The 18,999-nt window shown below is 70.6% G+C and carries 18 protein-coding genes; 13 read left to right on the top strand and 5 right to left on the bottom strand.

Going from position 1 to position 18,999, the window contains the following annotated elements; genetic code table 11:
• Positions 1-213: 213 nt before the first annotated feature.
• The 4 genes from LQ938_RS06805 (at position 214) to LQ938_RS06790 (ending at position 6,851) form a co-directional block, all read left to right on the top strand.
• Complete coding sequence (locus tag LQ938_RS06805) at positions 214-870, top strand: TetR/AcrR family transcriptional regulator (protein WP_223721364.1); 657 nt, start codon at positions 214-216, stop codon at positions 868-870.
• Positions 871-1,039: 169 nt separating this feature from the next.
• Positions 1,040-3,097, top strand: coding sequence for a hypothetical protein (locus tag LQ938_RS06800; protein WP_223721365.1), 2,058 nt, complete (start codon positions 1,040-1,042; stop codon positions 3,095-3,097).
• The gene (locus tag LQ938_RS06795) at positions 3,091-4,320 is read left to right on the top strand and encodes an MFS transporter (RefSeq protein WP_223721366.1); all 1,230 of its coding nucleotides are present in this window, start codon (positions 3,091-3,093) and stop codon (positions 4,318-4,320) included. The genes LQ938_RS06800 and LQ938_RS06795 overlap by 7 nt, the downstream gene beginning before the upstream one ends.
• The gene (locus LQ938_RS06790) at positions 4,317-6,851 is read left to right on the top strand and encodes a beta-glucosidase family protein (RefSeq protein WP_223721367.1); all 2,535 of its coding nucleotides are present in this window, start codon (positions 4,317-4,319) and stop codon (positions 6,849-6,851) included. Before LQ938_RS06795 ends, LQ938_RS06790 begins: the two co-directional genes overlap by 4 nt.
• Here the strand turns inward: LQ938_RS06790 and LQ938_RS06785 are convergent.
• Positions 6,817-7,278, bottom strand: a complete 462-nt coding sequence (locus LQ938_RS06785) for a hypothetical protein (RefSeq protein ID WP_223721368.1) — start codon at positions 7,276-7,278, stop codon at positions 6,817-6,819. The genes LQ938_RS06790 and LQ938_RS06785 overlap by 35 nt on opposite strands.
• Positions 7,279-7,384: 106 nt before the next feature.
• On the bottom strand, positions 7,385-10,423 hold the full coding sequence (locus LQ938_RS06780; protein WP_223721369.1) for a DEAD/DEAH box helicase family protein: 3,039 nt from the start codon (positions 10,421-10,423) through the stop codon (positions 7,385-7,387).
• Positions 10,424-10,635: 212 nt separating this feature from the next.
• On the opposite strand from LQ938_RS06780, the gene LQ938_RS06775 reads away from it, so the two are divergent.
• The 5 genes from LQ938_RS06775 (at position 10,636) to LQ938_RS06755 (ending at position 14,323) form a co-directional block, all read left to right on the top strand.
• Positions 10,636-12,048 (top strand): HNH endonuclease signature motif containing protein, encoded by a 1,413-nt coding sequence (locus LQ938_RS06775; protein WP_223721370.1) that lies wholly within the window; start codon positions 10,636-10,638, stop codon positions 12,046-12,048.
• Between the two features lie 124 nt (positions 12,049-12,172).
• Positions 12,173-12,469 carry a hypothetical protein gene (locus LQ938_RS06770; protein ID WP_223721371.1) on the top strand — a complete coding sequence of 99 codons (297 nt, stop codon included), beginning with the start codon at positions 12,173-12,175 and terminating at the stop codon, positions 12,467-12,469.
• 2 nt (positions 12,470-12,471) lie between these two features.
• Entirely contained in the window at positions 12,472-12,756 is a 285-nt protein-coding gene (locus tag LQ938_RS06765) for a hypothetical protein (protein ID WP_223721372.1), read from the top strand.
• Complete coding sequence (locus LQ938_RS06760) at positions 12,756-13,103, top strand: hypothetical protein (RefSeq protein ID WP_223721373.1); 348 nt, start codon at positions 12,756-12,758, stop codon at positions 13,101-13,103. The genes LQ938_RS06765 and LQ938_RS06760 overlap by 1 nt, the downstream gene beginning before the upstream one ends.
• A complete protein-coding gene (locus tag LQ938_RS06755; protein ID WP_223721374.1) occupies positions 13,100-14,323 on the top strand; it encodes a C2 family cysteine protease in 1,224 nt (407 codons plus the stop codon). Before LQ938_RS06760 ends, LQ938_RS06755 begins: the two co-directional genes overlap by 4 nt.
• A 16-nt stretch (positions 14,324-14,339) precedes the next feature.
• Here the strand turns inward: LQ938_RS06755 and LQ938_RS06750 are convergent, their stop codons facing one another.
• The gene (locus LQ938_RS06750; RefSeq protein ID WP_223721375.1) at positions 14,340-14,837 is read right to left on the bottom strand and encodes a small multidrug efflux protein; all 498 of its coding nucleotides are present in this window, start codon (positions 14,835-14,837) and stop codon (positions 14,340-14,342) included.
• A gap of 149 nt (positions 14,838-14,986) precedes the next feature.
• Between LQ938_RS06750 and LQ938_RS06745 the strand changes: the two genes are divergently transcribed.
• Both LQ938_RS06745 and LQ938_RS06740 read left to right on the top strand, forming a co-directional pair.
• Positions 14,987-16,219 carry a sensor histidine kinase gene (locus tag LQ938_RS06745; RefSeq protein WP_223721376.1) on the top strand — a complete coding sequence of 411 codons (1,233 nt, stop codon included), beginning with the start codon at positions 14,987-14,989 and terminating at the stop codon, positions 16,217-16,219.
• The gene (locus LQ938_RS06740) at positions 16,216-16,818 is read left to right on the top strand and encodes a response regulator transcription factor (protein ID WP_223721377.1); all 603 of its coding nucleotides are present in this window, start codon (positions 16,216-16,218) and stop codon (positions 16,816-16,818) included. The genes LQ938_RS06745 and LQ938_RS06740 overlap by 4 nt, the downstream gene beginning before the upstream one ends.
• A gap of 5 nt (positions 16,819-16,823) precedes the next feature.
• On the opposite strand, the gene LQ938_RS06735 is transcribed toward LQ938_RS06740, so the two are convergent.
• Both LQ938_RS06735 and LQ938_RS06730 read right to left on the bottom strand, forming a co-directional pair.
• The gene (locus LQ938_RS06735) at positions 16,824-17,363 is read right to left on the bottom strand and encodes a TetR-like C-terminal domain-containing protein (RefSeq protein ID WP_223721378.1); all 540 of its coding nucleotides are present in this window, start codon (positions 17,361-17,363) and stop codon (positions 16,824-16,826) included.
• Between the two features lie 22 nt (positions 17,364-17,385).
• A complete protein-coding gene (locus tag LQ938_RS06730; RefSeq protein WP_223721379.1) occupies positions 17,386-18,123 on the bottom strand; it encodes an alpha/beta fold hydrolase in 738 nt (245 codons plus the stop codon).
• A gap of 180 nt (positions 18,124-18,303) precedes the next feature.
• Here LQ938_RS06730 and LQ938_RS06725 point away from each other — a divergent pair, with 180 nt between their 5' ends.
• Positions 18,304-18,648, top strand: a complete 345-nt coding sequence (locus LQ938_RS06725) for an HNH endonuclease (RefSeq protein ID WP_223721380.1) — start codon at positions 18,304-18,306, stop codon at positions 18,646-18,648.
• Positions 18,645-18,983 (top strand): DUF2834 domain-containing protein, encoded by a 339-nt coding sequence (locus tag LQ938_RS06720; RefSeq protein WP_223721381.1) that lies wholly within the window; start codon positions 18,645-18,647, stop codon positions 18,981-18,983. Before LQ938_RS06725 ends, LQ938_RS06720 begins: the two co-directional genes overlap by 4 nt.
• Positions 18,984-18,999 lie beyond the last annotated feature (16 nt).

Raw genomic sequence — 18,999 nt, 5'->3', positions numbered from 1 at the left:
GGTCGTACCCGCCGCGCGTCGCTCTGCGTTTCCGCCGTGTTAAGACCCTTGACCAGTGCTTTCGCGCTCCCCAGGCCATCTGCATACTGAGTTGGACATCTGTACAACTCAGGGAGAACGCATGCCGACGCACCTCCGCACCGCCCGCACCGACCCCGGGTTGATCGCCAATTACTCCGCCGATCCGCGCCGGAGCGTCGAAACCGACGCGCGATGATGCGACGCATTCCGCCCTCGCAGCGGCGCGAGGAGCTCATCGCCGCCGCCATCCGCGTCATCGCCCGCAGCGGTGTCGCCGCGGCGACCACCCGAGCGATCGTTACGGAGGCGCAGATGCCGCTCGGGGCCTTCCATTACATCTTCGAGAATCACGACGAGCTGATGAGCGCGGTCGTGGAGGCGGTGACCGAACAAGAACGGTTCGTCGCGGAAACCCGATCGGTCGACGCGACATCCGTGCAGGCCGCTCTTTTGAGCGGACTGAACGGTTACATAGATCTGCTCGCCGCCGAACCCGAGCGGGAGCTGGCGCTGCTCGAACTCGGGCTCTTCGCACGGCGCCAAGACGCCGACGGCCAGATGCGCACCCAGTGGGAGAGCTATTTCGGCACGGCTGCCGAGGTTCTTCAGTACGCGGCGGAGCTCACCCGCACCCGGTGGACGGCGCCCCTGCCCGACCTCGCTCGTCTCCTGGTGGCCTCGCTCGACGGGATCACGTTGGGATGGCTCGCCGATCACGACACGGCCGCCGCGCGACGAACCGCCGCGTTCGTCGCGCGCGCGCTGGCCGTCTATGCCGACAGTCCGGACGCCGGCGGAACGACCGCCGTCTCCCGCGTCGCCCGCGAACCCCGCCCCGACGACGACTGACCTCCGGGGCGCCTCCGCGGCGACGGAGGCGCCCTCTTCCCTCGACCCGTTTCGCCACGCGCCCCCGGGCTCGTGCCCCACCCGCTCCACTCGACACACCAGAGATCCACACCATGCACCGTCTGCTCCCCCGCATCCACAGTCCGTAGCACCCCTCAGAGGAGTCGCCATGACGATCCGAGTACGCCGCACCTTGCCCATCGCCCTCACCGCCACCCTCGCTCTTCTCTTCACCCTGATTCCCGCCCAGGCCAGCATCGCCACCGCAGAGACGCCCGCGAACGACCTGGACGGTCGATGCGTCACCCTTCGCGTGACCACGACCGGGACGACCGCCGGACCGTCGAACTACCTCACCCGGGAGAGCGTCGGCTACGGCACGCGCGGTACCGTCGCCACGGCAGAGCCCTTCGCGGTCGAGGCCACGGACCTCGGTCGGTACCGCCTCTACGACTCGACGGGGGCGATTCTGTATCTGAGCGTCGCGAACTGGGTATGGGCCGGCACCGAGTACGGCGATCGCGCAGACTGGACGATCTCGGTCGGCGCCAACGGGTACCGCATCCGTTCGACCCTGACCGGTGCGCTGATCGGGAGTCGGTCGGGGCAGTTGACGACATCGGATGCCTCCTTCGCTCTCGTTCCCGCATCCGGTTGCGCCCAGCCTGCCGCCGCGACAACCGGTGTGATCAGCGGCCCGACCGAATCCGCGGTCAACGCCGATGGCACGATCAATGGCCTGATCGACGCGCACGCGCACCCCGCTGCGAGCGCGGCGTTCGGGGGCGAGCTGATCTGCGGCGCCCCGTTCGCGGAGGGCGGGATCGAGGACGCCCTCGCCGGGTGCCCCTCGCACGCCGCGGGAGCGGGGGCGCTGTTCGAAGCCATCATCGGCGGAACGGATCCCTTGGGCGGCGATGACGGCTGGCCGACGTTCACCGACTGGCCCACTCCCACGAGCCTGCTTCACGAGCAGGCGTACTACGGCGGAATCGAACGAGCCTGGCAGGGCGGGCTGCGCGTATTCAACGCGCTCCTGGTCGGAAACCGGGTGATCTGCGAGCTGTACCCCACCCGCGTCACCAGCTGCGACGAGATGGAGCAGATTCGCGCGCAGGCCGACCTGTTGCACGAGATGCAGGACTACATCGACGCCCAGTCCGGCGGCGTCGGTGAGGGGTGGTTCCGGATCGCCACGACTCCCGCGCAGGTGCGCGAGATCGCGGCCGAGGGAAAGCTCGCCGTCACGATCGGCGTCGAGATCTCCGAACCATTCGGATGCCGCGAGATAGACGGGGTCGCGCAGTGCGACGAGGCCGATGTCGACGCGGGGCTCGATGAGCTCGAGACCATGGGGGTCAGCGGGCTCTACCCGGTGCACAAGTTCGACAACGCGTTCGGCGGCACGCGGTTCGATGCCGGCGTGACCGGAGTCGCGCTCAACGTCGGCAATTACCTCAGCACCGGCCACTTCTGGATGGCGCAGAGCTGCACGGGGCCGGCCGACAACACGCAGCCGATCACGAACGACGGGATCGCCGCGCTTCTGGCTGCCGCATCCGGGTCGGCTGCCGGGGCCGTGCTGCCCGTGTACCCGACGGGCCCGATCTGCAACGTACGAGGACTCACCGAGCTCGGGGAGTACCTCATCGAGCAGATGATGGACCGCGGCATGATCATCCACGTCGATCACATGGGCGTCGCCACGGCGCAGGCGGTGCTCGACATCGCCGAGGACGCGGGCTACCGCGGTCTGGCGGCGGTGCACACCTGGTCGGACCGCTCGCTGACGGCACGGGTCGCGCAGGATGGCGGCTTCGTGGCGGGCTACGCGTACGCCGCATCCGATGCCGGAAACGGCGAGCCCGACTTCCTCTCCGAGTGGAATGCCAACACGACCGCCGCGGGAAGCGGCGTGCTCACGTCGTACGGGTACAGCTCCGACGTGAACGGATTGGCCGCGCAACCCGGTGCACGGCTCGATGCAACGTCCGATCCGCTCGGGTATCCGTTCACGGCTCCCAACGGTGCCGTCTTCGATCGCCAGGTGTTCGGGCAGCGCACGTGGGATCTGAACGCCGATGGAGTCGCGCAGTACGGCCTCTACGCCGACTGGGTCGCCGACATCATCCGCACGGCGGGGGCCGACGGCGCCGAGCTGAAGGAGCAGTTGATGAACGGCGCTGAGGAGTACGTGCAGATGTGGGAGGCGTCGCTCGCATGGTGACGGGAACGCACGAGGACGTCACCGCGGGCCCGCGGCGAGGGTGGATCGCCGCCCTCGTCACGGCGACCGTCGGGGTTGCGGTCGGCTGGTTCGGGCCCATCCAGATTCTTCTGCCGGCGCAGTCCGCGCTGATCGCCGTCGACGGCGGCAAAGAGGGGCTGCTGGCTCTCGTCACCGGCGCGGGTGCGGCGGCGTCGATGATCGCGAATCCGCTGTGGGGCGTGCTCTCCGATCGACTCCGCGCCCGCACGGGCAGTCGCGCGCCCGTGCTCCTGATCGGGCTCGGCGTCGGAGTCGCCGGTCTCCTGGTGCTGGCGGCCGCCGCATCCCCGCCCATGATGGTGCTCGGCTGGGTGCTGACACAGGTGGGTCTGAACGGACCATTCGCGGTACTGGCCGCGCTGATCGCTGACCGGGTGCCCGAACAGCGGCGCGGGCTGGTCGGGTCGCTCTTCGGCATCGCGCAGCTCACCGGAACCATCGTCGGCACGGCGCTCGCCGTCGCACTCGGCGAGGGCGCGCTCGGCTACATCGCGATCGCCGTCGCGGTGCCGTTGCTGGTGCTGCCGATCCTGATCACGCGCCCCGGTGTGCCCGACGCCGCAGCGGAACCTCTCGCCACGGGCGCTGCGGCGGCGCCGACGCGGCGCGGCTTGCGCGTCGACCGGACGTTCGTCGCCGCCTTCGGCCTGCGGTTCCTCTTGAACCTCGTCAGCGCGCTCGGATTGCTGTATCTGTACTACTTCCTCTCGGATCGAGCCCAGATCGACGACCCCGGCACGTGGATCCTCGTGCTCACCGCGTGCTACGTGGTGGTCGCCGGCATTGCGGCGGGCGTGGGTGGCGCGCTCTCCGACCGGCTCCGCCGTCGACGCGGAGTCGCCGCCGGCGCGGCGATCGTCCTCGCCGTCGGCGCCGTGCTGATGGCCTTCGCCGTCGACGTACCGCTCATCGTGACCGCGGTGCTGGTACTGGGCGTCGGTTACGGACTCTTCCTCGCCGTCGACGTCGCGATCGTGACCGATGCCCTGCCCGACCCGCGCACGCGCGCGACACTGCTCGGTGTCGCGAACATCGCGAGCACCCTGCCGCAGGTTCTCGCGCCAGTCATCGCCGCGCCCGTCGTGACGAGCCTGGGCGGCTACCCGGCGCTGTACGCGGCCACCGCGGTCGTCGCACTGCTGGCCTTGTTCGTGCTGCCGTTTCTGGGCAGGATCCGATGACGGCCTCCATGTCCGCGATGGCGACGGATGCGGGCCGCCCCGCCTACGCCCGAAAGGCCCCCATGCCGCCGACTGCCGCCGACCTCCGGTTGATCGAGAAGGCCGCCCTGGTGAGCGGCGCGAACGTGTGGCAGACCCGGCCGATTCCGCGGCTCGGGGTTCCGCAGATCTGGCTGTCGGACGGCCCGCACGGCATCCGTAAGCAGCCGGGAGACGCAGACCATCTCGGTCTTGGCGGGAGCGAGCCCGCCGTCTGCTTTCCGCCGGCCGCGACGATCGCGAACAGCTGGGACGAGGAGCTCGCCGCGGAGATCGGCATCGCTCTGGGGCAGGAAGCGACCGCGCGAGGGGTGCACGTGCTGCTCGGCCCGGGCCTCAACATCAAGCGGAACCCGCGCGGCGGGCGCAACTTCGAGTACCTCTCCGAAGACCCCGAACTCGCCGGGCGACTCGCCGCGGCCTACGTTCGCGGCATCCAGTCGCAGGGTGTCGCGGCGACTCCCAAGCATTTCGCGGCGAACAACCAAGAGCTTCGGCGACTCGTGTCGGACTCTGTGATCGACGAGCGGACCCTTCGCGAGCTGTACCTGACCGCGTTCGAGATCGTCGTGACGGAGGCCGCACCGTGGGCGCTGATGTCGTCCTACAACCTCGTGAACGGAACGTACGCGCACCAGAATCGGCATCTGCTCACCGATATCCTGCGCGAGGAGTGGGGCTTCGACGGCGCGGTGATCTCGGACTGGGGCGGTGCAGACGGCCCGGCCGCGTCGATCGCCGCCGGCGGCACATTGGAGATGCCCTCCCCCGGCTTCGAATCCGCGCGCGAGATCGTGCGCGCCATTCAGACCGGGCGGCTGGACGAGGCGCATCTCGACGCACGGGTGAACGAACTGCTCACGCTCGTCCGGCGGGTTACCGCCGAGGCGCGACCGATGCCGGGCAACCACACCGAGGCGCACCACCGTCTCGCCCGCCGCGCCGCCGCCGAGAGTGCGGTGCTCCTGCGGAACGAGTCCACGATCCTGCCGCTGGCGCCGGGAGCCCGGGTGGCGCTGATCGGCGCATTCGCCGAGCACCCGCGGTATCAGGGTGCCGGGTCGTCGATCGTGAACCCCACTCGACTGACCACCCTGCTGAGCTCCATCGCGGATGCGGGTCTCGAACTCGTCGCGTACGCTCCCGGGTTCGCGCTCGACGGACGGCCCGATGCGGCGCTGACGGCCGCGGCGGGGCGTGCGGCCGCGACCGCGGATGTGGCCGTCGTCGCACTCGGCTTGCCGGATGCGGACGAATCCGAGGGTATCGACCGCCCCCATCTGCATCTCCCCGCAGCGCAGGTGGACGCGCTGCGGGCCGTCGCGGCGACGGGTACTCCGGTGGTCGTCGTGTTGTCCGGCGGCGGCCCGATCGAAACCCCGTGGCTGCATCTGACGACGGCGCTCGTGCACGGCTACCTCGGCGGCCAGGCGGGCGCCGAGGCGATCTGGGACGTCCTCACCGGAACCGTCGAACCCGGGGGCCGGCTCGCGGAGACGATGCCGGTGAGCGCCGCCGACGATCCGACGTCGAGCGGCTATCCCGCCCAGGGCCGCACGGCGGAGTATCGCGAGGGCCTCTTCGCGCGGTATCGCTTTCACACGAGCGCGGGCGTGGCACCGGCATTCCCGTTCGGTTTCGGGCTCGGCTACACGCGGTTCGCCTACGCCGATCTCACCGTCGACGTGGACGGCGCGACGTTCACCGTCACCAACGTCGGCGCGGCCGCAGGCGCCGACGTTCCCCAGCTGTACGTACGCCGCACCGGTTCGAGCGCGGTGTACCGCCCGGATCGAGAGCTCAAGGGGTGGTCGAAGATCCGCGTCGCACCGGGGGAACGCCGCACGGTCACGGTGCCGTTCGGTGCGCGAACCTTCCGCTTCTTCGACGTCCGCTCGGGACGCTGGGAGATCGAGCAGGGCGAGTACGAGGTTCTCGTGGGTCCGAACAGCGCCGACCTGCCACTGTCGGCCACGATCCACGTCGCGGGCACCGTGCCCGCGGGCACCCCCGACCCCGCTCTGGCGGTCTACGCACGAGGCGACGTGCGTGACGTGCCCGACGCCGCGTTCCGCGCACTGCTGGGTCGCGATCTCCCGGATGACGGATGGGCGGTGCCGCTGTTCCGGGTCAACACGCCCATCGATCGTCTCGGACAGTCGCCGAGCCGGCTGGTGCGATTCGCATTCGGCTTCCTCGAGCGGCGCAAACGGCGGGCGGATGCGGCGGCGCATCCGGATCTCGAGACGCAGTTCATCTACTACGCGCCGTTCCGCACCCTCCACAAGATGACGTCGGCAACGCGCCCGGTAACGGATGCGGTACTCGAGGTCGCGAACGGCCGCGTGTTCCGCGGTCTGCGTCATCTCGTGGGGGCACTCGCGTCGGGTCGCCGAATCGAGCGCATCACCCGCGACGCCTTCGAACGATCGGCCGGAATCGAGCGGATTCGCCGCACTAGGCCGCCGCGGCGCCGTCGTCGACCGGAGTGATCTGCCGCACCCCTCGGTCGTGCAGCACGAACTGCACGCGCAGGTCCACACCGACGTCCGCCGCGGACTCGGCCATCGCTCGGGACCACGCGATATCGGTCGGCGTGAGGAGATCCGACCCTCGGCGCTCCCAGACGAGAACCACCGAGGCGAAGCCGATGAGCTCCCGCAAGCTCGCAACGCGGTGCGCCAGGATCGTCGGGAACGTTACGGTGCCGAGATCGTCGGTGCGGGCGGTGAGTGCCGGGTCGTCGGGGTAGTCGTCGCACGGCACGATCGGGTCGAGCAGCACGTCGTCCTCACCGAGGAACAGCATCCAGAGCTGGCGCCGATTCGCCCCGTGAAGCAGGTCCGCGATCATCTCCTCGAGGTCGACGTCGGAGGCGAAGGCGTGGTCGCGCTCGAAGCGCACAGTGGGTTCGGTCATGCGCTCCACTTTCGTCGCCGCTGCCGGGGCCGCACCCGCCCGCACGCGCATCTGTGCACGTCTCGCCGGCTGCGGATGACTGGGGAGGACAGGACGCGACGCGATGTCAGCGCCACTCCTCCCGCACGACGACGGCGGACACCACGTCGTCGCGCACGGCATCGCGCAGACCACTCGGTGCGCCACCGCCCGCTCTCCGCGCGCGCGCCAGCACGGCGAGCCGGGCGGGGTCGTCCATCGCGTGAAGCAGGACCGGGCCGACCTCCCTGTTCCAGGCGCGGGCGAATGTCTCGGCATCCGCTCGGCGCCGGCCGATCGCCGTCGGTACCGCCAGGAAGTGGGCGGGACCATGGCCTCGAAGCACCGTCCGCACGAGCCATGACCTGCCTCCGCGACCGGTCTCGAGCAAGAATCGCGGCGTGCGCACCGGGCCGAAGAGTTCACCGAGCGCATCGGCGAACGTCCGCTGGTCGGGCAGCGCAGCATCCGTCACCCACACGCTGATGGCGTCGAGGACGGCAAGCGCCGGTGCGTCCCGCGGGTCACCCGGCGGCGGCGCGGAGCCCGTCTCCGCGCGCACCGTGGCGGGACCGTCAGCCACCCGCCCCGCCGCGCGAAGGGCGTTCCACACGACGGCGCCGATGCGCCGATACGACTCCGCACCGCCGGTCCGCAGCACCCGGGCGTCGCGCCACGACGTCCACACCGGAACGCCGAACCACACCGCCGCCGCGAGGACGAGCGCATCGACGCCGACCGCCGCCGACGGTTCGATGACGGTCCAGGCCAGGCCGCTGACCCCGACCGCGGCGGCCACCAGTGCGCCGAGTGCGCCGCCCAGCGCGCGCGATGACACGACACTCGTTCGGAACACGGGTGTCGACCGCCGTCGGGCGACGAGGGTGCTGACGCCTTCCGCATCCGCGTACGGCTGGCCGATCCGCCACTCGTTCCGCGTCGCCGACCGCGCCGGAATGACGAGGAGGTCGTTGAGGTGCGCGGCCGAGAGCCCGGAGCGGAGGCCCTCGCGCCGGGTGGACGACAACGCCCCCGTGATCCCCCGCACGACGCGCGACGGGTCGTCGACCTCTAACCCCCAGAGGCGAGCGTGCTTGCGGTGCAGGCGCGCGAGGTCGGGCGCCGCTGAGAGCGCGAAGCCGGGCGGAAGCATGGCCGTGACCGTCCAGTTGTGCGCGACCTTCTGCGACCACGCCGGGTCAAGACGCAGCGTGCGCCCGCGCAGTTGCTGCGTCGCCGATGCGGTCGCGACGGCCGTGAGATCGATCAGCGTGTTCACCGCGGGGCAGTCCCACCCTTCGCCGAAGAGCCCCCGAGTGCCCACCACCACGTGCAGGTCACCGCGGGTCAGCAGCACGGATGCGGCCCGCACGAGCGACGCCGATGCGACACCGGGGGCGTGCACCTCCGATACCTGTGGCGAATCGACGAGCGGTGCGGCGGCGACCGGCACACCGAGCAGGTCTGTGAGCGCCCGCATGAGCATGTCGGCGTCCCGGGTAGCCACTCGTGTGCGGCTACCCGTGACGAGCAGGGAACGCAGTCCCGCCGTCGATGCATCCGCCGAGATCACGGCGAAGGTGCGGAGCGCACCCGCCGTGCCGACGAGCCCGCCCTGTGTGTTGCCGTGCTCGGCGTAGTCCGTGGCGATCAGCGCCCGCAGGCGATCGTCGCCGAGCGCCGAGCGCTCGATGCGCAGAATGTCGCACGCGGCATAGTCCTTCGCCAGCGACGAGGCGAGCATCGTGTCGACGGGGTCGCGCGTGCGACGCACGCCGCGGTCGGTGAGGGCGAAACCGAAGTCGGCGAGGGTGCGACGGATGCGTTCCCACCGCGGTGCGGCCGTCGGGTCGGGCAGCAGCCGATCGAGCGCGAAGCGCGCGAGCAGCCGCAGCGACTCGTCGGTCGTGGGCGGCCGGCGCGCGACGTCGGGCAGATGGGCGACGAGCGGATCCTGCGGCGCAACCGCCGAGAGCATAGCCGCGGCAGCCTCCGCCCCCGCGAAGTCGGCGGCGAATGCCGCAGCCAGTCGCGCATCCGTCTCCTCGCCGCGGGGCGGGGGCGCCGGCGGTTCGAGGTCGCCGCGCGCGCCCGGCGACACTGGCGCGGGCTGCGGCGCGGGCTGCGGCTGTGGCGCGGGCTGCGGCTGCAGCGCATCGAGGAGGAACCCGACCCCCGTGTCACCCGCGAACGTGTGGCGAAGCAGCACCGTCAGCCCCTCAGCGTGCGCGTTGAGGAACAGCAGCTCCTCGGCCGTCGGCTCGGTGAAGCGCACCAGATCGCGGAACGGCGCGAGGTTGCCCTCGCGGACGACCGCGGGCACGGGCACCTCGTGATCCACCTCTCCCAGCAGGGAGGTGTAGTTGTCGTACTCGTCGGCGTCGTCGGGTGAGGGCAGGGTCGCGGTGAGTCCGATCAGCAGCGGTTCGCGTCCGGCAGCGCGGATACGCGCCGCGAGGGTCGCCACGACGAGCGCCCAGTGGTCGAGCAGGTGGTGGCACTCGTCGAGCACGATGGTCTCGACCCCGTGCGTGACGAGACGGTCGATGAGCGCGAGAGCATTCGGATGCAGCGCTGTCGCCAGCACGTCCGGATCCTCCCGGATGAGCTGCCGACGGAGGGTGCGCGATCGACGCGTGATCCCGGAGCGGTACGCCGCGGCATGAGCGGAGGCGAGCTCGTCGAGCCACGTGTTCGCGTTTTCGGCAGAGCGACCGTCGGATTCGAGCTCGTCGATCCAGCGCGCTCGGGCGAGTGCGGCGAACGGGTGGGCCGTGTCGAGCACGCTCAGCGACTGATACGTCAGCGCCGTGAGGTCGCCGAGGCGCTGGGGGTCTTCCGACACCGCTTTCGGATGCGGCGCGAGAGCGACCGCCTGCCGCGCCCACTGCTCCCGGATGGTCACGGTCGGCGCGAGCACGACCGCCCGGCGTCCGCGACGGGCCGCGAGCAGCAGGCCGAGCAGTGTCTTGCCCGACCCGGGCGGCGCCACGATGTGCAGCGACCTGCCTCCGTCGAGACCGACCGCCGTGTCGACACCCACCTCGGCGAGCACGTCGGCCTGGTACTGCCGGAGCCGACCCCCGAACTGCCACGAAGACAGCGGTGTGTGCGTCGAGGAAGGCATTCCGTCAGCCTACGATCTGCTCTCGCTCGCACTCCGTGTGGCGGTGTTTTCCACGCTCGTGCCCTCGCGCTCGCCCGCGTGGGGGCGATGTCGGAGGTCGGTGCGAGACTTATCTCAGGTCGGAAGCAGCCGCTCTCGATCCGTTTCATCGCCGAGTGCCCCGGCGAGCCGCGACAACGTCACCGCGTTGCCGCCGTCTCAGAAGGGGTGCCATGGGCCGTGACGGGGTCATCGGTTTCAGCGACGCCGACCAGGCGACGCTGAGCGAGATCGCGCACGCCGTGCAGCAGGCGGATGCGGTGATCGCGGCGGGCAAGGCCCAGCTGACCCGTGCCCTCGCTCGGGCCGAGGAGCTGGCTCGAGCGCAGAGCGCGAGTTCTCCGCGCAGGGTGCGCGATCACGACATGGCACAGCGCGCGATCGCTCTGGAACTCGGCGCCCGCTCGCGGGTCTCCGACCGCACCATGCAGCGTCGGATGAACGCCGCCGCTGAACTCGTCGGCGACTATCCCCTCACCCTCGACGCCCTCGCGGAGGGCCGCATCCACGAGGGGCACGTGCGCCTGATCGTCGAAACCGGAGCCGTCTTGCCGCCCGAGGCGCGTGCCGCGTTCGACGCGGAAGCCGTGCGGCGGTGCGAGGCCGACACTCCCGGACGCGTCCGCGCCGGCCTCGAGATCTTCGCCCAGCGGCTGCATCCGCGCACCCTCACCGAACGTCACGCCGACGCACGCGAAGAGCGCCGCGTGTTCCTCACGCCGCTGGTCGACGGCATGAGCCACCTCGGACTCATCGTGCCGACCGTCATCGGCGAGGGCATCTACGACCGCGCCACACGGATGGCCCGCGCCCTCACCGACCTGCGCACCGGGGCCGCACAGCGGCTGCGGGAATCCCGCGCCGCCGGGCTTCCCGATGACCCCGAAGACACGGCGTACGCCACCGACACCCGCACGATCGACCAGGTGCGCGCCGACCTCCTCGCCGACATGGCCCTCACCGCGCAGCCCGCCTCCGATCCCACCCGCACCGACGATGGTCCAGGCACCCTGGGTGCGATCCGGGCGCACGTGCAGGTCGTCGTGCCCGTGCTCACCCTGCTGGGCACCGACGACTCCCCCGCCGACCTCGCCGGACGCGCACCCATCGACGCCGACACCGCCCGGCGCCTCGCCGGCGGCTCGGCCACCGGCTGGGACCGCATCCTTACCCACCCGGTCACCGGGCAAGTCCTCGCCGTCGACCGACGAGACATCCCCCCGGCCCTCCGCCGACAGATCACCGGCCGCGACCAGCGATGCCGGGCACCCGGATGCGCCGCCCCCGCCATCCGATGCGAAATCGACCACGTCCACGATTGGGCACACGGCGGACCCACCCGCACCGACAACCTGCAATGCCTCTGCCAACGACACCACTCCATGAAACAGTTCACCGCCTGGCGCGTGCAGATGTTCGACGACGGGGTCGTCGAGTGGACATCGCCGCTCGGCGAGAGGTATCCCGATCCGTCGCCACCCACCGCGGTGCACTTCACACCCGACGACGAGCGGTCGCCCTACCGAGACGTCATGACGACGGCGCGACGAGACGACGAACCACCACCGTGGGAGAACTCCGTCTAGGTGGCATGCAGGAGTCGCACATCTCGGAACTGACCGGCGTCAACAGCGCTGGCGGCGGAACATCCGCCTGTGGATGGCCGGGTTCGCGGCGCCGCACCGTGCGACACTGGCCGGAGGGGGAACTATGAGCATCGCCATGTCGTTCGACCAGCTGGACACCGCGACCGACCGGCTGCGCGCCGCCGCCGACGCCCTCACCGAGGGTTCCGTCGAACTGCCCACGGACGCCGGCGTCTACGCATCCGACGTCCTCGCGGCCGCCGCCGCGTCGTACGAGCTCGCGATCGACCGGCTGCGCGCGCACACCGCCGCACAGACCACTCGTCTGGCCGACGGGCTCGCCGGAGCGCGCTCCGACATGGCGTCCTTCGAACAGGGCGTCATCGATCAGCTCGCCACGACCGAGGTGCCGAGCGCATGAGTGTGACGCAGACAGTTCTCCGTCAGGGCACGCAGTACCGCGGCGATGGGTTCCGCATCGGCTACATTTCGACCGATCTACGCCCGGCCGGTGACGGCGGTGGGATCACCGCCCGATTCGGCATCTCCCACCCCGACGGACGCTCGTCGCACACCCTCACCGAGGGCGAAGAGGCGCCGCTGCCGGGCGGGGGCACGCTTCGGCTGGTCGGCATCGCGCTCGAAGCGAACGGCTCGGATGCGTCCGCATCCGTCGAGATCCGCGTCCCCGACGCCAGCGACCGGTGATGGCCGGGCGCCGCACACCCGGGCGTCTGGTCGGGATCATCGCCGTCCTCGGCGCGGTCGCCGCCATCGTTTACGCCGGCCTCATCGGCGGCCAGACGGCCGTTCCTGCGGGTTCGCAAGGGAACGTCTGCGGGGTGCAGGTCGGCATCCTCGAGGCGAGCGACACCGCCACCCTCGTGTGGGGAGACGACGGGCGTGCCACCCTCGCCGCCGGAGAACGCGTACGCATCGCACCCTGGTGCGTCATCGAGGTCCGATCGGTCGACGGCGAGTCCGATGACACCGAATCCGATGGCGCCGAAGACGGTGCCGGACCGACCGTCAACGTGGGATGGAGACTGTGGTGAGTACCCTCGGAAACCCCGACGCGATCGAGGCCGCGGCCGCCCGGCTCGACACTCTGGCCGAGTCGACGCGCGCCGCGGCGCGCCGCATCCGAACGGCGACCGCGGACGAATGGGAGGGCGAGGCCGCTCGGGCCTACGCCGAGGCTCAGCAGACCGTGGAACAGGATGCGGACGAACTCGCCGAGACCTACCGCACCGGCGCCGCCACGCTGCAGCGCTACGCCGGTGAGCTGCGCAGGCACCGGGCCGCGTACGAATCGGCGGCCGCGTCGTTCGAGACGGCGCGACAGGCCGTGCGCGACAATCCCCTCGACGTCGGCGCGCTGCTCGATGCAGGCCGGGCGCGACTCGCGGCTCTCGGCGCCGCCGGCGAGATCCAAGCGGCCGCGGCCCGTGCAGCCGACGAACTCCGGGCGGCGATCGACGACGACGCCGACGGGAACGCCTGGTGGGATCCGTTCGGCTGGTGGACCCACGACGACACCGTGCCCGATCAGCCCGTCAACGAGTCGATCACCGACGAGAACGCCTTCGACGCCGACGACGTCGACCAAGGTTCGATCGGCGACTGCTTCATGCTGTCCAGCATCGTCGCACTCCTCGGCTCCGACGAAGGCGACGACTTCGTCCGCGAGAACGTGCGCTGGGATGCGGAGAAGAACGGCTACTGGGTGACGCTCTACGAGAACGGCGAGCCCACAGAGGTCTTCGTCGACAAGGTCTTCAGCAACGGTGCGCGACAGTCCGACGGCGATTGGCTGCCCGGCGACAAGGCCTCGATCGCCGCGCTCTACGAGGCGGCGATCGAGAAGGAGTACGGATACGGCTTCCTCGACGGCGGGGAGCCGGAAGACGCAATGACGATCATCACCGGCCGCGACGTCGAGGTCGTGGAAAACGAGTCTCACGCGGGGCTGACGGAGAGCCAGATCGATCCGTTGCGCGAGAACCTCGCGAACGGCGGCCAGGTCGTCCTGTCGTCGCCGCGCGAGGGCGATCACACGATCACCGTCGAGGGCCCGGACGGCTCCACCCGCGAGATCGACATCGTCAACAAGCACTCGTACGCGGTGACCCGGATCGATGCGGATGGCAGCGTCTGGATGCGCAATCCCTGGGGCCCCGGCAACAGCGCCGACGGCGGCGGCGAGTTCAAGGTGTCGGCCGAAGACGTCGCCGACCTCTTCTGGCGCGCGACCTACACCGACGTCACGGACTGACGCCGAACGCGGACCTTCAGACCGCGACCGCGATCACGCCGGTCACGATCAGAGTGAGGGCCGTTGTCCACAACGCGATCGCCACGCCCTGCCAGACGAGCACGCGACCCTTCGGCACACCGACACCGGTGAGCGCGGCAGCGGTGAAGTGCGTCGGCAGGAGCAGGGGGCCGAGCAGGCTCACGCCCACCACGCCATAGCGGTTGAAGGCGCGCTGGAACTTCTCCATACGCGCAGACCGCGGCTTTGCCGGCGTCTTCCGTCGGCGCGCGATGGCCGCACGGATCTGCGCGCCGAGCAGCACGACGAGCGCGACCGCGATGAAGTTGCCGAGCGCACCAGCGATCGCGGCGGCCACCGGGTTCACACCGCCGACGATGCCGATCGTCGCGGCCCCCTCGCCCTCGATGAAGGGCACGGCACCGGCGACGGCGACGATGAGGGGTTGGGCCCACTCCGGCAGCTGGGCGACGAGGTTCTGGAAGTTGAGGATGAGTTCGGCGAGGGGATTCATAGTGGTTCCATCTCATCGGCGGCGCCCGGTTCTCGGCAGTGTTGCGGTGTCACGACGAGCCGTGAGGATGCAGCATCCGACCCGTGACGAATGTCACGACCCGTCCCGCGCGCACGACCCGGCCACGCTCGCTGTCCTACCGTGGTGTCATGACCTCACCGATCCCGGCGCGCAGCGACGCCCCGCGTATCGGGGAGCGCGCACTGGCGCGCAGCGTGACCGCGACCTGGTGGTACACGGTCGGGGGCATTGTGTTCTTCGGTGTCGTGGCGACGCTGCAGTGGCTCGTCTGGATCCTGGTGCGCCACGATGAGGGCGCGGGGCTCAGTTGGCGGCTCGCGCTCGCGGGTATCTCCCTGATCGTCGTGCACGCCGGTGTCGTCTTCCTCCTCCGCGGGTACCGTCCGGTCGTGCTGGCCGGGGGCGACGAGGAGCGTGGCCGGCTCCCCCGCCCGGACGCCATCGCCCTCGTGGGCGTGGTGATGGGAGGAGTGCTCCTCGGTCTCGCGGCGGGGTCGTGGATGGCGGGGGCCAGCATCTTCGCCTACGCCCTCAGCGTGCGTCCGTGGCTGCCGGGCATCCGGTGGCGTGTGATTCTCGCGGTGACCGTCGCCCTCGTCGCGGTCTGGGTGGCCGAGGCATCCTGGTCGGATCTTTCTCACGTCGAGCCCAACGGATTCTTCGTGCCGGCGCTGTTCGCCACGATGCTGCCGGTGATCGCCGCATCGTCGCTGTGGTGGTGGGACATCGTTCTGGAACTCGATCGGGCGCGGCAGGCCGAGAGCCTCCTCGCGGCAACGAGAGAGCGTCTCCGGCTGGCGAATGACGTGCACGATCTGCAGGGCCACCACCTGCAGGTCATCGCCCTGCAGCTCGAACTCGCCCAGCGGCTCATCGATCGCGACCCCGAAGCGGCCGCGGCCGAGATCACTCGCGCGCAGGCGGCGGTGGATGCGGCCCGGCAGGGCACGCGAGATCTCGCCGCCGCGTTCCGCGGAGTGCCCCTGCCGGACGAACTCGCGAACGCCGTCGACCTGCTGCGATCCGCGGGCGTCGATGTGCACGCCGAGGTCGATGCGGCCGCCGTCGACGCGCCCGCCGACGTGCTCGGACCGATCGTTCGCGAGAGCGTCACGAACGTGCTCAAGCACGGGAGCGGACGCTGGGCCCGCCTGTCGCTGGAGCGCGACGCCGCGCAGTGGGTGTACCGGATCGCGAACGACGAGACCGGGGAGGACGAGACCGGTGACGGGTCGGGACTGGCCGGGATGACCGAACGCGCGAACGCCGTCGGCGGCGACATCCGCGTCGGACGGTCCGCCAACACCTTCGAGCTGACGGTGTCGCTCCCGGCGGCTCCGACCGAACGGGATCCGACATGATCCGCGTGCTCATCGCCGATGACGAAGACATGATCCGGACGGCTCTCGCCTCGCTGCTGCGACTCGAGGACGATCTGGAGATCGTCGCCGAATGCCGCACCGGAACCGACGCAGTCGCCGAGGCGCTGCGGCTGTCCCCCGACATCTGCCTGCTCGATCTCGAGATGCCGGGCCTCGACGGCGTCGAGGTCGCGGAGCGCTTGCGCGGCAAAAGCGCGGCACGCTGCATCGTCGTGACGCGGCACGCGCGGCCCGGCGTCCTCCGCCGGGCTCTGCAGGCGGGTGTCGAGGGGTTCGTGCCGAAGTCCCGCCGCGCCGAAGAGGTGGCCGACATCATCCGCCGAGTCGCGGCGGGGCGCCGTTACGTCGACCCGGAGATCGCGGCAGACGCGCTCGCCGACGAGCGGAGCCCGCTCACCGACCGCGAACTGGACGTGCTGCGGGCGGGCAAACGCGGCGAGACGATCGCGCAGATCGCGGCCACGCTGCATCTGTCTCCCGGCACCGTCCGAAACCACGTGTCGTCCGCACTCGGCAAGCTCGCCGTGTCCTCACGCCAGCAGGCGACGGTTCTCGCCCAGGAGCGCGGCTGGATCTGACGCCGTTACTCCCGTGCCCACGTCGAGAGTGCAGTGACGACGCTCTGCACGAGACGCTCGAAGCTGCGTTCCCGATCGACCGCCAGCGCGAACGCGCCACTCGTCTCGAGGGAGACGAAGCCGTGCAGTGCCGCGCGGAAGAACCGGGTCGCGTGCACCGCATCCTCATCGCGCAGCTCGTACCCGGCCAGGACCGCGTAGATGACGTCGATCACCGCAGCGGAGGCGGCCGTATCCTCGGCGTCGTCCGCCGCGGGAGCACGCACGGTCAGCGCGTACTGTCCGGGGTGGGCGAGCGCCCACGTCCGATACGCCATGGACATCCCCGTGATCGCCTCGTCGCGCGAACGGCCGATCGCGGCCTGACCCATCACCGTCCCGAGCTCGGCCTTCGCGCGCAGCGTGACCCCGCGGAGCACGCCCGGCATTCCGTCGATGTGCTTGTACAGCGACGGCGTCTTGACCCCGAGGCTCGCCGCCACGGCGGCGAGATTCAGGCCCTCCGCGCCCGGCGCGTCGAGGAGTTCCGCGGCACGGTCGATCACGACTGCCCGGTCCAGTCCCGCCCTAGGCACGGTGCGCCGCACGGCTGAGGAAGTCGACGATGGCGGATGCGGTGACCGCCGGCTGCTGCGAGTGCGGGTAGTGGCCGGCATCCGGGACCATCACGACCTCGCCCCCGAGCGCCGTGCCGATCCAGTCGGCCTCGCCCCGCTGGTCGGGGAAGTCCGGGTCCTGCTCTCCCATCACGATGAGCGTCGGCGCCGTGACGGAACCGAGCAGCGCTTCGGCCGGAGCATGGTCGGTGCGGGTGGTGAGGCTGAAGGCGCGCGTGTACCCGGGCCGTTTCATGGCCGCGATGGCCGCGTCCCGGTACTCCGCGAAATCGGCGGGCTTGGCGCCGGCGTAGAGGGTCGGCATGTAGGCCTTCCACGCCGCCGCAGCCCACGGCCGGGCCATCATGATCCGGAACATCAGGGTGAGCGCGGCATTCGCTGGGGGATTGCGGACGAACGGCCCGACCAGCACGAGCCCCGACACGAGATCCGGGTGCTCGGCGGCGACGATGACGGCGGCTCCCGCGGCCATGGAGTTGCCGACGACGACGGCCGGGCGGCCCAGCTCGCCGATCAGCGCCGCGATGTCGCCGGCCGTGTCGACGTCGCCGTAGCTCGTGAACGTCGCATCGCTGTCGCCGTGCCCGCGAAGATCGGTCGTCGCGACCGAGTAGCCCGCCGCGACGAGCGAGGGGACCAGGAAGCGATACGTCGACCTGATCTCGCCCATCCCGGGAACCAGCACCACCAGCGGGCCATTGCCCTGCAGGTCGTAAGCGATGCGCCCCTGGTTCGGGCGGGCGAGGAACGTGGTCTGCGGCTGATTCGCGCTGTGGCTAACCTACTTAGCCACAGCGCTACTGTCAATAGCTCTGGAGTCGCGGGGTGTCTCGTGGGCTGCGGCCGCATCCGCGGATACTCTCGGCCCATGGCTGTCCCCCAGACGCGAAAGGCGCGAGCCGCGCGCCGGCGTACGCGGCGGGTCGCCGCATCCGGAAGCGACCTCACCGGCGCGGAGTGGTTCCGCATTCTCGACGCGTGGGCCGCGTGCGCCTACTGCGGCGCTGACGGCGCGGCCCTCCAGAAGGACTGCGTGCTGCCGATCTCGCGCGGCGGGCGTTACACGATCGAGAACGTCGTGCCGGCCTGCGGGTCGTGCAACGCGAGCAAGAGCAACGAAGAGGTCACCTCGTGGATGCGGCGGCGCCGCTTGGACGAGCCGCGCTTCCTCGTGCGCTGGGCCGAGATCATGAGGGAGTTGCGCGCCTCGTGAGACATCACTGGACACCCCGCGCCATCGTCTACCTCGCGCTCGCGCTCGTCGGTCTCGTGGGCACCTTCTTCTTCAACACGTGGACGATCGTCGCCGGACGCAACTACCTGGGCGACATCTTCGGCGGCGGCCCCGCGGTGTCGTCGATCGGCATCGACCTTCTCGTCGTCGCCGTCGTCAGAGCCGTCTTCATCGTGGTGGAGTCCCGTCGTCTCGGGATGAAGCGCGCCTGGATCTACATCGTGCTCTCCGGCGTGACGGCGATCGCCTTCACCTTCCCCCTGTTCCTCGCGATGCGGGAACGCCGGATGCAGCACGACCGACGCGAACCGTAGACCGCACGATCATCGC

Origin of the sequence: Microbacterium sp. cx-55, from assembly GCF_021117345.1 — a bacterium.
Lineage (GTDB): Bacteria > Actinomycetota > Actinomycetes > Actinomycetales > Microbacteriaceae > Microbacterium.
This window is presented reverse-complemented; position numbering and strand designations above follow the sequence as displayed.